The 17,530-nt window shown below is 45.1% G+C and carries 17 protein-coding genes; 4 read left to right on the plus strand and 13 right to left on the minus strand.

Going from position 1 to position 17,530, the window contains the following annotated elements:
* Window positions 1-100: 100 nt before the first annotated feature.
* From GKG43_RS06480 to GKG43_RS06490, 3 genes are all read right to left on the minus strand, one after another.
* Window positions 101-934, minus strand: coding sequence for a carbohydrate ABC transporter permease (locus GKG43_RS06480; RefSeq protein WP_025655798.1), 834 nt, complete (start codon window positions 932-934; stop codon window positions 101-103).
* Window positions 927-1,832 carry a sugar ABC transporter permease gene (locus GKG43_RS06485; RefSeq protein WP_025655797.1) on the minus strand — a complete coding sequence of 302 codons (906 nt, stop codon included), beginning with the start codon at window positions 1,830-1,832 and terminating at the stop codon, window positions 927-929. The genes GKG43_RS06480 and GKG43_RS06485 overlap by 8 nt, the downstream gene beginning before the upstream one ends.
* A 90-nt stretch (window positions 1,833-1,922) precedes the next feature.
* Window positions 1,923-3,254 carry an extracellular solute-binding protein gene (locus GKG43_RS06490; protein ID WP_055153763.1) on the minus strand — a complete coding sequence of 444 codons (1,332 nt, stop codon included), beginning with the start codon at window positions 3,252-3,254 and terminating at the stop codon, window positions 1,923-1,925.
* Between the two features lie 184 nt (window positions 3,255-3,438).
* Between GKG43_RS06490 and GKG43_RS06495 the strand changes: the two genes are divergently transcribed.
* Window positions 3,439-5,172, plus strand: a complete 1,734-nt coding sequence (locus tag GKG43_RS06495; protein WP_055153765.1) for a sensor histidine kinase — start codon at window positions 3,439-3,441, stop codon at window positions 5,170-5,172.
* Complete coding sequence (locus GKG43_RS06500) at window positions 5,172-6,644, plus strand: response regulator (RefSeq protein WP_055153767.1); 1,473 nt, start codon at window positions 5,172-5,174, stop codon at window positions 6,642-6,644. Before GKG43_RS06495 ends, GKG43_RS06500 begins: the two co-directional genes overlap by 1 nt.
* A 110-nt stretch (window positions 6,645-6,754) precedes the next feature.
* Here the strand turns inward: GKG43_RS06500 and GKG43_RS06505 are convergent, their stop codons facing one another.
* Entirely contained in the window at window positions 6,755-7,564 is an 810-nt protein-coding gene (locus GKG43_RS06505) for an AraC family transcriptional regulator (protein WP_055153769.1), read from the minus strand.
* Between the two features lie 95 nt (window positions 7,565-7,659).
* On the opposite strand from GKG43_RS06505, the gene GKG43_RS06510 reads away from it, so the two are divergent.
* On the plus strand, window positions 7,660-8,730 hold the full coding sequence (locus tag GKG43_RS06510) for a uroporphyrinogen decarboxylase family protein (RefSeq protein WP_242857604.1): 1,071 nt from the start codon (window positions 7,660-7,662) through the stop codon (window positions 8,728-8,730).
* An 88-nt stretch (window positions 8,731-8,818) separates the two neighbouring features.
* Here GKG43_RS06510 and GKG43_RS06515 read toward each other — a convergent pair whose 3' ends face one another.
* The 9 genes from GKG43_RS06515 to ulaG all read right to left on the minus strand — a co-directional run bounded on the left by GKG43_RS06515 (window position 8,819) and on the right by ulaG (window position 16,866).
* Window positions 8,819-9,511, minus strand: a complete 693-nt coding sequence (locus GKG43_RS06515; protein WP_025655791.1) for an L-ribulose-5-phosphate 4-epimerase — start codon at window positions 9,509-9,511, stop codon at window positions 8,819-8,821.
* 17 nt (window positions 9,512-9,528) lie between these two features.
* Window positions 9,529-10,326: a DeoR/GlpR family DNA-binding transcription regulator gene (locus GKG43_RS06520; protein ID WP_025655790.1), complete on the minus strand. Its 798-nt coding sequence runs from the start codon at window positions 10,324-10,326 to the stop codon at window positions 9,529-9,531.
* Between the two features lie 360 nt (window positions 10,327-10,686).
* Window positions 10,687-11,736 carry a uroporphyrinogen decarboxylase family protein gene (locus GKG43_RS06525; RefSeq protein ID WP_055153773.1) on the minus strand — a complete coding sequence of 350 codons (1,050 nt, stop codon included), beginning with the start codon at window positions 11,734-11,736 and terminating at the stop codon, window positions 10,687-10,689.
* A 71-nt stretch (window positions 11,737-11,807) separates the two neighbouring features.
* The gene (locus GKG43_RS06530) at window positions 11,808-12,107 is read right to left on the minus strand and encodes a PTS sugar transporter subunit IIB (RefSeq protein WP_025655788.1); all 300 of its coding nucleotides are present in this window, start codon (window positions 12,105-12,107) and stop codon (window positions 11,808-11,810) included.
* A 66-nt stretch (window positions 12,108-12,173) separates the two neighbouring features.
* On the minus strand, window positions 12,174-13,526 hold the full coding sequence (locus GKG43_RS06535; protein ID WP_055153775.1) for a PTS transporter subunit IIC: 1,353 nt from the start codon (window positions 13,524-13,526) through the stop codon (window positions 12,174-12,176).
* A 219-nt stretch (window positions 13,527-13,745) separates the two neighbouring features.
* Window positions 13,746-14,585, minus strand: a complete 840-nt coding sequence (locus GKG43_RS06540; protein ID WP_055153777.1) for an HAD family hydrolase — start codon at window positions 14,583-14,585, stop codon at window positions 13,746-13,748.
* Window positions 14,572-15,318: a creatininase family protein gene (locus tag GKG43_RS06545; protein ID WP_055153779.1), complete on the minus strand. Its 747-nt coding sequence runs from the start codon at window positions 15,316-15,318 to the stop codon at window positions 14,572-14,574. Before GKG43_RS06545 ends, GKG43_RS06540 begins: the two co-directional genes overlap by 14 nt.
* A complete protein-coding gene (locus tag GKG43_RS06550; protein ID WP_025655784.1) occupies window positions 15,315-15,776 on the minus strand; it encodes a PTS sugar transporter subunit IIA in 462 nt (153 codons plus the stop codon). The genes GKG43_RS06545 and GKG43_RS06550 overlap by 4 nt, the downstream gene beginning before the upstream one ends.
* 31 nt (window positions 15,777-15,807) lie before the next feature.
* Window positions 15,808-16,866: an L-ascorbate 6-phosphate lactonase gene (ulaG, locus tag GKG43_RS06555; RefSeq protein WP_055153781.1), complete on the minus strand. Its 1,059-nt coding sequence runs from the start codon at window positions 16,864-16,866 to the stop codon at window positions 15,808-15,810.
* Between the two features lie 309 nt (window positions 16,867-17,175).
* Here ulaG and GKG43_RS06560 point away from each other — a divergent pair, with 309 nt between their 5' ends.
* Entirely contained in the window at window positions 17,176-17,379 is a 204-nt protein-coding gene (locus tag GKG43_RS06560) for a cold-shock protein (RefSeq protein ID WP_009001509.1), read from the plus strand.
* The last annotated feature ends 151 nt before the right edge of the window (window positions 17,380-17,530 follow it).

The following is a 17,530-nucleotide window of genomic DNA, read 5'->3' on the forward strand; positions in this document are numbered from 1 at the left end:
TACCTCCAATTTATAATGTTAACAGTTCGGGCATGGCTGAACTGCTGCTGCCCATGCGGGGGTTCCCCCCGCCAGACTATCCGCACTTTTCCGGGCGCGCCTAACCTTTGACCGCTCCCGCCGTCATACCCGCAATGATATTCTCCTGGAAGATGAAGTAAATCAGCATCGTAGGAAGAACTCCTATCATAACGGCTGCACACATCCCCGGAAAATTTGAAAACCGGTCCCCGGCAAACATATTTAATGCCAGCGAAACTGTTTTGAGTTCATTTTTCTTTAATAATATCAGCGCAATAATCATTTCATTCCATGTTCCAATAAAAGATAGCATTCCCATCGTTGCAATCGCGGGCCTGCTCAGCGGTACCACAATTTTTGTAAACGTTTTGAGTCCATTGCAGCCGTCAATCAGGCCGGCCTCCATCAGTTCTTTGGGCAGATTTTTCATAAACCCGCAGATTACAAATATCATATATGGCATTCCCGTAGCTATGTATACGCAGATCAAAAACGGAAGGTTGTTGTATCCGTCCATGTACTTTGCCATGATTGAGATTGGTATAATTAACACCTGGGCAGGAATCAGCATCCCGATTACAAACAGTCCCAGAACTTTATTGGAACTTTTAAAGCGAATTTGTGTAATGACAAAGGATACCATACAGCTGATGACCAGCTGGCACACGACTGTAGTTATGGTGATAAAGAAGCTGTTAAAAATGCTTTTTCCAAACCCCATATCCGCAAACAGCCCTGCATAATTTTCAAAGTGCCAGGTTTCCGGAAGGCCGAACATATTTGTATACATGGAGGTCTGTGTTTTAAACGATGTCAGAAAGGTATAGATCAGCGGGTAGATCGTAATAACCGCCCAAATTATCAGTACAATATAACAGATCAGTTTTCCAATGCTAAAACCACGCTTAATCATCCGAAGCATCTCCTTTCTTTCCCTGGAACCCCTTGAAATACACAAAAACAGATGCAATTGCGCCGACCAGCATGACAAACAGGGCCATCACGCTTCCCCTGCCGAAATCATTTCCCCGAAAGGAGGTGATGTACATATACCCCATAGGAACCATATTGGCTTCTCCAGGTCCGAATGTTCCGCTGGTGATTACATAAAAGACATCGAAGGCTTTCATGGAATTAGACAGAACTAGAATTGTCGCCACCGCCAGTATTTCTTTCATCATTGGGATTGTGATTTTAAAGACCATATTCCAGCTGTTGGCTCCGTCAATCGCAGCCGCCTCATACAGTTCACCCGGTATGCCGATCAGTCCAGCGAGCAGGATTACAAAGGGCATCCCTACCTGAAGCCATGTATTAATCAGCGTAATCACGGTAAAACAAATGTCCGGATCCGTCAGCCAGGACCTTGCCAGTGTCCCCAGACCCATGTTGTTCAAAAGCATGTTCAGCATGCCTTCATTGGTAGATAAAATCATCTTCCACATGAGGGATACAGCGGTTACAGACAATACCGCCGGCAGGAAAAAGGTCAGCTTGAAGAATCTCGAGCCCTTCAGTTTTAAAGAGACAAGATATGCCAGTATAAATCCGATTACCATTTGGGATACAACACTGATCACAACAAAATATATCAAACGCCCAAAGCTGGTCCAGAACTTCGGGTCCGTAAACACCTTTGCATAATTCCGAAGCCCGATAAATGAGAATTCACTGCCTCCAATTCCGCGCCACTTAAAAAAAGACAAAAACGCTGTCTCAAATACAGGGCTTATCATAAATATAATATAAAAAGCGAATGCCGGGAGCAAAAATGCAATTGCGAGCTTTTTATTCTTTTTAAAATCCAGCAACTGTTACACCTCCTGTTTTTCCGGGGCAGGGCATGCCCGGCGCCCAGAAGGGGCGCTCTTCCCCGCATGCTCTGTTTGATCCCTCATTCTTTACTCGCTGTACATTTCCACTTCCGCATCAAGTTCTTTTCCGGCCTGTTCCGGGGTTAGCTGCCCGTTCACCAGTGCAGAGGCCACGTCTCTGATTTTGGTCAGCATTGTGGATACTTTGTCGTAGTTGGTCACGTCGGTCGTTGCTGCGTCCGCGTTATTAATGACATCGGCAAATTTACTATTCAGACGGTTTACCTTTTCAGGATCCGCCTCCACATCTTTATTAGCTACAAGCACCGCATTACTGTTGGCAAGAACCGTCTGTCCCTCAACACCGCAAAGTGCCTTGCAGAGTTTCCAGGATGCTTCAATCTGTTCATCCGAAGCATTGGTTGCAATTCCCAGGGCGATGTCTCCGCCCCCGAAGTTATTCTTCGCAAATTCTTCTTTTCCTTCAAATACAGGTATCTCAAAGAAGTCAATGTCATCACCGACCTCAGAATCCGGGCCCGTATACGCCTCCGCATGAGCTGAGATTCCAAAGTTCAAAGCCGCTTTCCCTGTCTGGAGCATCGTCATTTCGTTCGAAAAATCTACAGATGCAGGCTCCGGCCCAAAGGCTTCCATATCTACCAGCTTCTGCAGTTCCTCCCATGCAGCCACCGCTTCAGGAGAAGAATATTTCATGCTTCGATCGCCAAGCGCCTTGGCCCCTTCTACTCCGTTCATCCTATAGAAAATTGCAGAATACAGGTGTTCTACACGCCATCCGTCTTTTGCGCCTAAAGCCCAGGGAATGACATCCACCGCCTTTAATTTTTCCACACAATCCAAAAGCTCGTCCCAGGTAGCGGGAACCTCTTTGATTCCGGCTTTTTCAAATAAAGCTTTATTATAATAGAATCCGCCCGATACGCTGGAGAACGGTACGCCCCACATCCCCTCTATATCATCATACCGCAGATTCAGGGCATTCAGGGTAACATCAGCAAACTGTGCCTTAAACTCCGGTTCTGCATCCATCTTCTCCGTCATATCCAAAACTTTTCCAGACTGCACTGCCTCATACATCTCAGCGCCGCCCCAGTGCATAAACACATTAGCAAGAGTATCGGAGGCGATCTCGGATACCAGTTTCTCGTGATATTGTGAGCTGGACTGTACCTCCAGTTCCACTTTGATATCCGGATTATCCTTCTCAAACTGTTCTACAAGTTCCATAACCGGTTTGTATCCCGGTTCCGCTTCGCCTAAAGTTGAATAGAATCTGATCGTTACAGGTTCTTTATCAGAACCGGAATCCTCCTGCTTGCTGCTGCATCCTGCCGCAAGTGACGTAACCATTGCCGCCGCAAGCCCTACACTTATTACTTTCTTTAATGCTCTCATTTTCTACCTCCTGTAAATTATAAATTTTCTTTTTCTAAATAAAGTATACGGAAAAATAAGGGAAAGGAAAAGAAACTGAATTCTTATTTTCTATGGCAAAATTCTTTTCCTATATCCAAAGCAATTGCATATTTCCGGTAAATGTTATAACCTAAATTTAATTTAAATAGGAAGGGGGATTTTCATGTTCCGCTCATTCAAAAAACAGCTGACCGCTTTTACCATAGGCTTTGTACTGGCTATAGCCGTTATTATGGCGCTGCTCTGCTACCGGTATATCTATCAGAATATTATTTCTGTCTCCGTACAGTACAATAATCAGATCGCGAACCAACTGTGCAAAAATATTGAACTATTCATGGAGGGGATTGACGAACAGATCGAGTCTGTGGCCTATTCTTCCGAGATCCGTTTTTTCGGAAGCCATTTTATTACTCCCGGCATTTCTTCTTCCCGCAGCGATGTAAAAAAGGTACTGTGGAGTGCAGCCACCCAGCAGAATGGTTTCGATGATATTTCTATTATATATAACGGCAAAAAAATGATCTCCTTGTTTAACATGTATGATGAAAAAAGCCTGCTTGAACTCTGCGATTATTATGACAAGAGCGAGGTTTATCTTAATGCCCGATTCGTCCCTCTGATTCACAGCAATAACAATGGGCATTACTCGCTGTCCTGTATTAAGTCCGTATCGAATTCCTCCGTTACAAGCGGATATTACGTGATTGGCAGCATTATCATAGATGATATTTTTGAGATGCTCAATAACGTCGATCTGGGGGACGGCAGCGGCGCCTGCCTCGTAGATGCCAATGGCTCTGTACAATATTCCACGCTCGTGGAGGGTACCTTTACCCAGGATATGACGAATCTGATACAGACAACTAATTTCAAGAAAGACTCCGGTTTTACTGCACGCCTGAACCGTGAAAATTATATTATATCGGTCTATCCCCTGAATCATTCCGACCTGAGTACGGTTGTCTATATACCTTTGTCCAACGTCACGAAGGCAGCCGCGCCTCTGCTCTATACAATGCTGACCATCATTTTTCTTTTCTTAATCGTCAGTATTGTAATCAGTGTCAAGCTGTCCAACCGCCTGACTTACCCTGTCACCGCCCTGGCCGTTCATGTGCGGAACTGGGATGGCTGCAGCAATCAGTTCCCAAAGGTAAAGGGAACGGAAGAAACTGATATTCTTTATCATTCATTCCAGAAGATGACCGAACATATCCAACTGCTGATGGAGAAAAATGCGCAGGAAAACCGGCAGAAGAGAAAGGCCGAACTGCTGGCCCTGCAGGCACAGATTAACCCCCATTTTCTTTATAATACGCTGGATTCCATCAATGCCCTTGCAATATTGAATGACGATCAGGATATCTCCAATATGACAACCTCCCTCGCCCATCTGCTGCGGCTTTCCATCGGGCAGCCGGATGAATTTGTAACAATTGATGATGAGATCAAGCATATAAAGGCCTATCTCACCATCCAGAAAATCCGATACAATGATAAATTTGATGTGGAGTTTCATGTAGACAGCAGTATCGGCCAGTTTCCAATTATCCGGCTAATCCTGCAGCCACTGATAGAAAACTGCATTTATCATGGATTTGAGACTAAGGAGGGAAAAGGGCATATCATAATAAGTGCAGGGGAAAGCGCCGGCCAGATCGTCATTCAGATCATGGACGACGGTTTGGGTACAGATCCCGTGACGGAAAAAGAAATCCAGAATAATCTGGCTTCCGTAAAAAAACCTGGGAATGGTTGTTCTGTCGGAATCTACAATGTTAACGAACGCCTGCGGCTGTACTATGGCGATAAATCCTCGCTCACTTTCCACAGTGTCCAAAATAAAGAAACCGTAGTCACAATCCGTCTGCCAAAAGAAAAAGGAGAATTGTAATGTTTAAAATAGTGATTGCCGAAGATGAATTTCTGCTCCAGAAGGCCCTTCAAAAAATAATTACCGGACAAACCCGCTATGAGATCAGCTTTACGGCCTCTAACGGCAAGGCCGCATTAGATTACCTGCTTTTGCACAGAGCCGATATTCTAATTACGGATATCCGCATGCCTGTGATGGACGGCCTTGAACTTGTCACAAAGATCAAGGATTCCGGTATTAGAATAAAAACCATTGTAATCAGCGGATACAATGATTTTGAGTATGCTAAGCATATGCTGAAACACGGCGCTTTTTCCTACCTGCTGAAGCCTCTTGTTACGGAAGAGCTTCTCTCAACTTTGGCTGAGGCCACCCGTACCATCCAGGAAGAAGAGAGTAAGCGCAATATCTTGAAGTCTCACAAGTTTAATGCGCTTCAGCAGAATGGCTATGTACATTTTACGGACGAGCTCCCCTCTGTTTTACTGAATTCCCACAGACTTTTTGCCTGTTGTACGGATTTCAAAAGTTCACCGGCCAAAACCGACATAGCGGATTTTCAGTTTGACCTGGAGACCCGCTTCTACCCCTGCTGCTGTTTCATGCTGGACAACTATCTATATCTGGTTACCAGTCTGGAGGACCCGGAACGGGACCGGATAGAAATTGTGACCGAACTGCAGTCTTATTTTACTGACAGAAATATTTCGGTTAAGATTGGAATCGGGCTCGCTGTTTTGAGCATGATGGAGGTATACCAGTCTATGAAACAGGCCCGCCATGCCCTGCGTTTCTATAAAGCGCTTCCCTTCGATGAGTTCGTGGACTATGAAAGGATCCCCTTACTGGAAGTTCCTGCAATCCCTTACCCGCTCACCGAAGAAAAGAACCTGCTGGAAAGTGTCTACTCTCACAGCCCTGACCGGATCCAGCAGCACATCACACAGTTTTATACCTATCTCTCCGGCCAGGATAAAGATGTCATCTACCAGACGCTGGCGGAGCTGGCAGTAAGCTGCAAACGCGAATTTTCCGGCTATCAGCTGGAATACTGCGATTGGGATGAGATTCATTTCCAAATCCAGCACCGGCAGAAATGGAGCGGCATCCTATACGGGATAAGAAAAATCCTCCTGTACATACAGCTGCAGCTGACGGAGAGCAGAAGACTGGCAAACTGTTCCACCGCTATGACAGCCCGGAAATACATCGAGGATCACATGAAGGAACCGCTCACACTCGATGAGGTTGCGAATGCCTGCTTCCTGAGCAAAAGCCACTTCTGCAAGATATTCAAGGAGGAGACCGGCCGAACATTCAAAGCTTATTTGAACGACATACGGATCGAACGCGCAAAAGACCTGTTGAAAAACAGTACTCTGAAAAACTACGAGATCGCACAGGAAATAGGCATTGAAGACGCCAGTTATTTTAATGAACTCTTCAAGAAGATAACGGGAATGACGCCTGTCGAATTCCGTGCGCTTTAAACTACTCAGCAGGCCAGTACTTGAAAGGAGCGGCCCCTGGCAGCGTATGCTCACACTTACAGTACCAGTAAGGTATTTAGTGTAACTTAATACCAGAAACCGCTCCTCCTTTAAAGCATCCTTCTGCTGCGGTATTCTCTGGGAGGCATTTTTTCGTATTTGCGGAAAAACCTGGAAAAATAAAAAGCATCCTCAAAGCCTAATTCCACGGCGATCTCGGATATCCTCATATCCGTTGCTGCCAGCAGCCTTTTGGCCCTGTTCATTAACAGCGTTTCCATATACTCCTTGAGTCCGATCCCCGTATCCCTCTTAAAATTCCTGGAGACAGCGTAATACGATCCCCCTAAAGCTGCTGCGACTTCACTTACCTTTAATGCCCCGCTCAGATGGTTTTCCACATAACTTATGGCTCTCTGTTGTTTTTCATACCCGCTGTAATTTTCCTCCATGCCTTCCCGCCTGGCTATTTCCAAAAAGCGTGATATGACCGCGAGCAGCAGGGACTTTGCAGCTATGATTTTATCCATTGTTTTCTGTTTCAGATTCTCCAGCAGCAGCTCCATTTCTTTTGGTATCTGGGGCAGTTCCATTGCCTCCATACACCGGGAAAACAGGTCGATCCCCGGTATCAGCTGTATCTGGAAATGTATATAAAGCTTTTTCATACGGCCCCCCGCTTTATAATCGTAGGTAGCTCCTGCCGGTATCAAATATAGGTGTCCTTCTTTCAGGCCCATCTGCTGCATGTCGTTGTGTATATGGCCTTGCCCCTCCAGTATAAAGTATAATCTGTTAAACGGGGATACTACCTGTTTATAGTCCCACTCCTCCCCCGCCGTAAGAAGCCCACTCTCCACAATTTCGAATTTAATCTCATTTATCTTTTCTTCCAGCATTGCAAATTTTTGATTTTCCATAGCAAAAAACTCCATTTATTTTTATATTAATTGCATGTACATTTTCCCTGTATTTTCTATAATTATAGTATACAAAATAATAAGCAGGAAGGAAAGTGATAATTAATATGTCTTATGAAAATGGCCTCAGCGCCCTAAATCTCGAGATGCCACCAAAAATTCCCCGCACAGAGTATTCCGCACACTTCCACTGGGATCTTGTGCAAAAAGTTACAGGAATTGAAGTCTCTTCATACAGTTCCGGGCAGACCCGCATACATGCCTCAGAAGAATTCATTAAAGCATGGGACTACGGCTTTTTCTGGAACATTATTCCTTTTGATGAACAATTCGGCGAGAATCACACAAAAATGGGACATGCGTCCTATCAGCAGAATAGCACGGATTATTCAGACGATGTCCATGTATTCATCGAGGAGCCGGAAGATGTTTTCGATTTGGATTTTTTCGAGACCTATGGGGAAAAGGATAAAAGCAGGCTGATTACAGATTTTAATCAGGACTACCAGAAAATGATCCGGGAACATCCGGATACCGTAAACATGACCGGAATTTACACAACCTGTATGTCCGGGGCCATAGAGATCCTCGGCTGGGATATGCTGCTTCTGGCGGCAGGTGTGGACAGCAGGCTGTTCGGAGAATTTATGAACCGTTATACAGAGTGGAATCTGCAGTATTTTGAAGCATTAGCCGAATGCGAATCTCCTGTTGTCATGGTACACGATGATATTGTATGGACAAGCGGAGCTTTTCTGGCGCCCGAATTCTACAAAACCTTTATTTTTTCTAATTTAAAAAAGCTTCTGGCGCCTTTGCAGGAAAAAGGTAAAAAGATACTTTTTACATCGGACGGTAATTTTACACAATTTGTGGATGATATCGCAGCTTGCAGTGTCAATGGTTTTGTTATGGAGCCATGTACCGATATGTCTTATATCTGCGAAAAATACGGAAGTACACACGTCATTGTAGGAAATGCCGACACCCGGATCCTGTTGTGCGGGGATAAAGATGATATAGAAAATGAAGTAAAAAGGTGTATCGCTCTCGGAAGAGACTGCCCCGGATATTTTATGGCCGTAGGCAACCACATCCCGCCCAATACACCTGTTGATAATTGTTTATATTACAATGATTTTTACGAAAAATACAGCCGGAGATAGCGGCATATTTATGTACTGTTGAAATCTAAATATCACAAAAAGCGGGCTGAACCTGCCCGCTTTCTCCAATCTTCTTTAACGCTTTACGCTATTTACCCTGCCCGTAGTATGCCCCTGGCCCATGTTTTCTCAAATAATGTTTATCCTGCAGTACCTGCGGAGCAGAAGTCACTTCTCTGTTCAGCTGTTCCGTACGGAAAGCCATCTTTGCCACCTCTTCCAGAACAACCGCATTGTGCACAGCCTCAGCAGCATCTTTCCCCCAGGTAAACGGTCCGTGGTTGGAGCACAGAACCCCCGGCACACTGGCAGGATCTTTTTCTTTAAATGTTTCGATAATCACAAGCCCCGTATTCTTTTCGTACTCCCCGTTGATCTCTTCCGCGGTCAGGGATCTCGCGCAGGGAATCTCTCCGTAATAATAGTCCGCATGTGTGGTCCCATAGCAGGGAACGCTTCTGCAGGCCTGCGCCCAGGATGTTGCCCAGGAAGAATGGGTATGTACGATTCCGCCTACCCCCGGAAATGCCCTGTACAGTTCCAGGTGGGTCGGCGTGTCTGAAGAAGGATTATATCTTCCTTCTATTTTGTTTCCTTCCAGATCCATCACAACCATATCGTCCGGCATCAGCGTCTCATAATCCACACCGCTGGGCTTAATAACAAAAAAACCGGACTCTCTGTCTATCCCGCTGACATTGCCCCATGTATAGGTCACAAGGCCGCGGCGCGGCAGTTCCATGTTTGCTTCATATACCTTCTGCTTTAACTCTTCTAACATCTCTTTCTCCTCTTCCTTTATTCCTGGAAATCCACAGGTACCCCATCTTTTGTTACCTGCACTACGTTTACTTCATACTCCCGGAAACCATCGACAATCTCTTGGGGCGCTTTTTCATCTGTAATTACATTCAGAATAGAGTCCGTAGGGCAGCTCACAAAGCTGCTGTTTCTACCCAGCTTGGTGTGGTCGGCTAGGATGTAGGAGGTGTCTGTAACCCGCTGCAGCATCAGCTGGTTAATATTTACCTCGTTCAGTATCTCCGTAGTCATCCCGCTTTCCAGGCTCAGACCGGAACATCCTATAAAGCTCTTCTTCGCAGTTACTTTACTGATATTGTTGGAGGCAAATTCGCCCACCATGGCCTCTTTGATCTCGCGCAGCTCCCCTCCGCTTAGTATCACAGATACCTTGGAAGAATGCTCCGTATAGATGGCTTTCCCATTGTTTGTGATCACAATCACTCTTTTATCCTTAATGTATTTTATCATCTGCAGCGCCGTCGCGCTGGTATTTATAAATATAGTATCTCCGTCCTCTACCAGAGATGCCGCATACTGGGCGATCCTCTTCCTGTAAAGCTTGATCTCATCCTCTTCTGTATTAATCTCGGTTACGCGGTCGGTCACGGTAGCCCCGCCGTAAAAACGTTCCAGCTTTTTCTGGTCCTCAAGATACTGAAGATCCCTTCGGATGGTAAGGGGAGATACCTGCAGCTCTTCTGCCAGTTCCTGCACTTTTACAAAGCCGTTGTTCTTCAGCGACTGCAGCACTTTATTTCTTCTGTTATCAACTAATGCTCTGCTTCTTTTCATATCTTTTCCTCTTTCCACCACTTTGACAGGCTTTACTTTCTAAAGAATATATGATTAGATCATGTTATTAAGACAATTATATGAATGTTTTTCTGAATCGTCAAGTAGTCTTGACAATTGTTGGACGGGGAGGGGGGCGCGAAATGAAGAGACAGACGCAAGCCTCCCAAGTGCATATGTGCCGCTTTAGCACCCTGAAACGGCACATATGCACTTGGGAGGCTTGCGTCTGTCCCTTCATTTCGCTGGGTGCATCCAATCGGCAGAAAAACTTGTCAACCCGGGGAGGCTCCGAAGCGGGGCAGCGTATGAATTCTCTTGGCGGAACATATACTCTTACGATGTCTCCCGGCTATCACTTTATGATGCGCCAACCTTGAACCCGTCTCGAAAGCTACCGTACTTTTCAAAGCACTCCAGCGCATAGAGCATGGATTCCTTGGTTGTGCCAATGGCATCCAGATAACCATATTCCACTCCTATAAGACCGCCTTTGGGCGTGGCCCACTTCTCTACCAATTCTTTTGCTTCCTGTTCGATCAGTTCCTTGTCGCCTGTCGGGAGCGTTGCCTGAATGTCGATGGCTGCTTCGAAGCAGATGCGGCCCTGTGCGATCTTTGATACTTCGTCTATACCGACCAGTCTTGGCTGATGAATATTGATTATGTCTACCCCCAGTTCGATCAGGTCCTCCAGGATATCATTGATCTTACCATCGGTATGGAAACGGATATCCATGCCGCACTCATGCGCTTTATCAAATATCCTTTTATACTGCGGTTTGAATATTTCTCTGAATATGTCCGGGGATATCATCAGATTGTTCTGTGTCCCCCAGTCATCGGTTGTATCATAACAGTGAATTCTGCCTTTGCCCAGTCTGTAGGCTTCTTCGATAATGCCAATCTGATAATCCGCAAGCCTTTCAGCCATAACCTCAATCTCTTCGGGCTCCACAAGACAGTCCATTAATGTATTTTCAAAACCTCTTAAGAAATGCATGCGTTCAAAGATACACTGCGGGCTGTTCAGCTGCACGTAGAGGCCTTTTTTCTCCGCCTCATCAAGTGCCTCCTGAAGTCCCTCAAAACGCCCTTCCGCCTTAGGATCCGGGAATACATAATCATCCATATCGTCCCATTCCTCTATCGGAATGTTCGTTACCTGGCCCATATCAGAGCCGCTGGCATCATCGCTTTCCCACATACATCCCCATTCATCATATTCCCCGTTCTTAGGGCGCACCTTTTTGGAAACTGTATAGTCCGCGCCCTCCGGCCATGTGCTTTTTGGCGGCAGGACGAAAATACGGCATACGTCCCCTTTACCGGCGATCCGGTCAAAGCGGAGTCCAATTCGATCCGGCCCCGTAAATTTCACGTTTCCTTTGATAATCTCATAACCAGTCATTTTCATCCTCCTAAAAATCTAAACAGTTAACGAGTGCCTCCCGGCGTAAATATACCGGTAGGCACTAAGCCTTACTTTATTTCATTTGGAAAATGTTCTTTTACTGCGGCGAGAAGCGTCTCTGTCACAGCAGCCGTATCAATCAGGTTCTTTGTCTCTGCAATGACAGCATTGCTTGGCGGAAGCATCCCCGCCCACTCAGGACTGGTCAGAACCAGATCCGTTGTTGTGATAAAAGACAGCGCCTCACCAAATGAACATGATTCCACAGCGGCGTCAATATTGTGCTCATCACAAATTTTCTTTACACTGATCTTTAAAATCGTGCTGGTTCCCATACCATTTCCGCACACACATAAAATATTAAGCATCTTTTTTACCTCCTGTTTTAATTGTTCAGATCCATGAACAGTTACCTTGTTTTTTCAGTGAATTACCTAACCTGCTATCGGAATTCCCAACAGACTTCCAATTCCTTTGAAGATCGCGATAATTACTACCCATATTGTCGCATAATCTGCGCTTCCCTGCCACCATGTTATTTCCATCATCTTAACAGCGAGGGCGGAACCAAGTATCTGAACCAGACCATTTGCCGTACAGATCAGGGCTGCTGCCTTCCAGCCGCCGAACTTGTTTGCAAAGATTGCGATGGTCGCATTGTCGAAGAACAGCGGTATAAAGCCGGGTACCAGGAAGATCGGGGACTTGAATACCAACAGTCCGACAAGACCGATGATCTGTCCCAGAGCTCCGAAGAGCAGACCAAGTACTACTGATTTAGGAGCAAATGCAAAGATCGCTGCACAGTCAACACCTGCTACCGCGCCCGGAAGCAATTTCTCTGAGATACCCTTGAAGGACACCATCAGCTCTCCCACGAACATACGCACACCACTCAGCAATACGACGATGTTGGCTGTCAGTGTGATGGCAATCCAGATAAGAAATACTACGTTGTTTGTCAGGCCCGCTTGATTCAGCCCTTCTGCTCCTCGGAGCCAGTCGATCTGCTCTTTTCCTACCACAAGCATAATAATTGCAGTTGAAATGAACATAACAAGGGCCGTTGCAATAATGTTATCCTGAAGGAAATTCAGTGATTCCGGTAATTTCTTTTTCTCAATATCATCTTTTTCCGGGTTGCCGATCTTTGGAGCCACTTTGTAGGCAATATAGTCAACAACCATCTGCTGATGGGCTACCGTAAAATCTGCGCCTGTGATTTTCTTTGTAGGCTCGATCAGCAATGTGGAACAAATACCCCAGTAAAGAGCGGTAACTACGGCTGCGATCAGGACTGTCGGCAGCATTCCGAGCCCCAGGAACCTCCAGACAATATATGTACTGATACCTGCCTGAACGATCATAGCGTTACCTGTCAGGTAAACGGCACGGATTCTTGTAAACTTTCTCAGCGCCACAAGAACCAGATTCAGGATAAATGCTACAAGCAGCGTGTAAATCCCCCATGCAGCCCCTGTTCCCTCTCCGAGAATCGCATCCATCTTCTCGTAACCGGCAGTCATGGTCGGGTATGTATTAAGTCCTGCCCCCTGGATACCTGTTGCGTTCTGAAGAGCCGTCAGAAGTTTTCCGAAGTTCGCAATCAGGGCGCCGGATCCCATCCCCATAACAATAATACCGATGGATGCTTTTGCCGCACCTGCAATTGCCTTGGACACCTTCTGCTTCATCGCAATATAACCGATAAATACGATGATTGCCATCAACAGAAAAGGCTGTCCGAAGATTTGTTTTAAGAGTAAATCAAGAATTGAGTTTAACATTATTCCTCTCCTTCCTTTGTAACAAAATTTTCCTATCTCTTTGTGCAAAATGCATTCTTGATACTTTGTATTATAGTGTTCGTTATGATAATTGTCAATCTTATTATATGATTATTTATCGTTTTATATGAACTTTTTGCTCTTTAAATAAGTTTTACGCCTCATTAATTACCATTTCATTGCTATATATTTGTTTTACGTTCGTTATAATTCATATAATCACTGTTTGGTCACAATTCCCAACTCTTTTTCCAGGTATCTTGCCACACCATCGTCATTATTGCTGAATGTCACACTGCTGGCCGCGTCTTTCAGTGCCTTTACGCCGTTTTCCATGCAAATTCTATAATCCGCGCATGCAAACATACTCAGATCGTTTTCATAATCCCCGAATACACAGACGTTTTCTTTACCGATCTTCATCTCCTGCATAATTGTCTCAAGAGCAGTTTTTTTGGAGACCTGACTCTGAAATGCACCTAAAAGGCCATACCCCGTTGGTTCATGGTGCACGTTTGCCAGACTGTCAACGAAACTTATGTACGCTTCCATTGCTGTTTCGTTTTCCACGTAGGCCACGATTTTTGCAGCAGTCTTGTACCCCAGCACAGAGCCGCTCCGGAGGAACTCCCTGACCTTGAGTTTTACCGGGCAGCCTGCTTTCTGAGACAGCGCCTCGTAATCCCGGATCCTCTTTTTCAATTTTTCGCTTCCCTCAGAAAAATACATTTGTTCTGCAGAATACATCATAAATGTCATCTGCTGTTCATTCAGATAGGCCAGAAGACTGGCGGTATCCTCCTCTGCCAGAAAATTACAGCAGATCACCCGCTTACCGCTTCGCACAAGTGCGCCATTATCAGACAACATGTATTCACAGCCGCCAAGCTGTTTTTCATAGATGGACATCATCTGTTCATCCCGTCCGGAGGCAAGGCAGAAAGCAATCCCCATCTCCCTGACTTTTTTCATCACAGATACCGTATAGGGGGTGATCATTTTCTCGTCATTTAAAAGTGTCCCGTCCAGATCGCAGACGACAAGCTTAATTTCGCTCATAGTTCTCTCCTTCTTTTATACAGCGTATTTGTTCCTGCAGCTCCCGGCATATAAGTTCAAATAATTCCCTGCCTTTTTCCGCAGTCGCTGCGGATGCATCTCCGAAGGCCCCGCTCTCTATAAAAGTTCTCCATGGCACCGGCTTTTTACCATAAAGAAGCGGAACCGGCGGGAATTCTGTGGTCACAGCTTTCATATCCACCAGTTCCTCCTTAACATAGAGCATCAGAGAAGTCTCCAGTTCTCCCGCATGCCATACACTTCCGTTCCACAGAGGCGTAGTCAGAATATGTCCTGCTTTCTTTTCAATTCCGGCAGCCTTCATATGATACACATGATCTCCGGTCCCGCGATCGGCCAAAGTTCGAAGAACCTCTTCAATGACCTTATGATTTCCGTTATGGAAAGAATACAAAATAATCCGCCTGGGGCTGGCACGCATCACACTTTCCACGGCCTGCAGGCAGTAATTTTCAAGACATGCCGGACTGATAGATATAGTGCTCTCAAACTCCCTGGCGGACCATACCTGTCCATAGGTTATACATGGATAATAATACATGTCCTCTCTTTCACAGATCTCTTGTGCAAATGCATGCGCCAGTATTGTATCCGTCCCGAGAGGCAGGTGGAGGCCATGCTCCTCCACTGAACCAAGGGTTAACAGAACACCTTCGCTCTCCCGTATATTCCTGCTCGCAGTTGTCCAGTTCTGATAAAAAAGATTTCTCATAGCTCAGAATACTTTGCATCCAGTGCAAGAAGTTCTTCTTCATCCTTAACATTCATCAATGCATCCATGATATCGGCTGTCAACAGCATATTGGCCAGTTTTTCCATGTTTTTCATATGTTCGTCGTGGTCTTTGGAAGCCAGAACAAAGAACAGCTTGGCGTCTTTTTCCGGATTACCTTCTTCAAAATGTACAGGTTCCTCCAGTTTCATGAATGATACTGCCGTGTCATTCACTCCCACAGCGCCTTCCTGCGAATGCGGCATTGCGATATTAGGTGCAAACACTATGTAAGGGCCATATTTTTTCACGCAGCCGATTACAGCATCAATATATGCCTGCTCGATAGAGCCATCGTCCAGAAGAGGCTGGCAGGATGCCGCTACCGCTTCTTCCCATGTATCAAATCCTTTATGAAAGCAAACTCGTTTTTTCTCCACTAATTCTCTTAATAACATTTCCGCATTCTCCTTTTTCCCGAATATTTTTTTACAGAATGGAACGGTAAGGCACGTTTGGCTCATCTGTAAAGCAGTCTTCAAATCCTCTTCTATAATGGAACTGTTTTTTATCTTTGTCTAGGGGCCAGATATATTTTCCACCCACATCCCAGATGAATGGTGTGAACTGATACTGTAACACATCTTTTTTAAAGTTGTAAAGCATCAAAATCTCCGCCGGGTCTGCCTTAAAGTTCGTCCATACATCATAATGGAACGGAATCACGACCTTACACTGCAGAGCCTCTGCCATTCGAAGGATATCCACAGATGTCATCTTATCCTGATTTCCGGCCGGGTTTTCACCATAAGAACCAAAAGCAATGTCTATATCATAGTCTTTGCCATGTTTTGCATAATATGTAGAGTAATGAGAGTCCCCGCTGTGATAAACGGTTCCAGCCGGTGTTTTGATCAGGTAATTGACCGCTTTTTCATCCATATCGTTGGGGCAGGTATTCCGAATATCCTCATCCGCGGTTACAAGACAGGTTCTGTCAAAGGAATCCAATACCACAATCTCGCAGTCTTTTACCCGAATCACATCTCCCGGTTTTACAATTCTGCATCTTTCTTCCGGAACTCCATAGCTGAGCCACTTTTCAACGCTCTTGAGGGGCCCGATAAATGGGACGTCAGGCTCACAGTTCTGCATAACCGCTGCCGCAAAGAACGGGTCAATGTGGTCATTGTGGTAGTGGGTGGACAGTACCGCATCCACAGTTGTAACGGCAAACGGATCGTAAACAATCGGCGCCGCACGCAGGTTTGGCTGCGTCATCCTTCCCCCTGTCATATTGCGCATCTGATGGAACGGAGCCATCTCCTTTGTCTTTTTGCTTCTTTTACCATTGCCGAACCACAGGTCGATTGCAATGTTCGTACTGTTCTCGGATTTGATCCAGAGCCCGGTGCATCCAATCCACCACATGGCGAATGTTCCCGGGGCAACTACTTCCTCATCAATTTCCTCGTTCAGCCAGGTTCCCCATTCCGGAAATGCTCCGAGTACCCATTTCTCTCTTGTCAGTTCATTCACTTTGCTCATTTTGCTTCCTCCTGCCTTAAATGATTGTTATTTTTCATTAAAACTATCGTTTATTATCTTTTCACGCTTATTTTATCATTTATTATGAATGTTTTCAATGCATTTATATGATTATTTTGTTTTTATATGAATATTTCACGTATCACTTGACTAATCATAAATCTCATGCTATCCTATAGGTGTATTTTCATCGGAGTTAGATTTCACATATTTTTGTAAGTCATTATGTTCCATTGATAATGCCTTACAAAAATATGTGATTTTTTATTTTCTGAGATTTACAAATATTATATTTAGGAGGTACCTATTATGAATAACGGTACAGTAAAATGGTTTAACGCACAAAAAGGATTTGGATTTATTACAAACGATGCTAACGGAGAAGACGTATTCGTACACTTTTCAGGAATCGCTTCCGATGGTTACAAATCTCTGGAAGAAGGACAGAAAGTATCATTTGACATCACAGAAGGAAACCGCGGACCTCAGGCTGTTAACGTAGTTGGAGCATAATCCGGTTTTAGTGATTCGTCAGATTTGAATTCTATGCAAACCTAAGTCAAATCCCCCGCAGGAGTCTGCGGGGGATTTGTTTTTTCCTGTATTATCTTCAAAATATAAATGGAGAGCATCTTATGATTCTCCTTTTTATTAAGTCTATGTT

Source organism: Eubacterium sp. BIOML-A2 (assembly GCF_009680135.1).
Taxonomy (GTDB): Bacteria; Bacillota; Clostridia; order Lachnospirales; family Lachnospiraceae; genus Faecalicatena; species Faecalicatena contortus_B.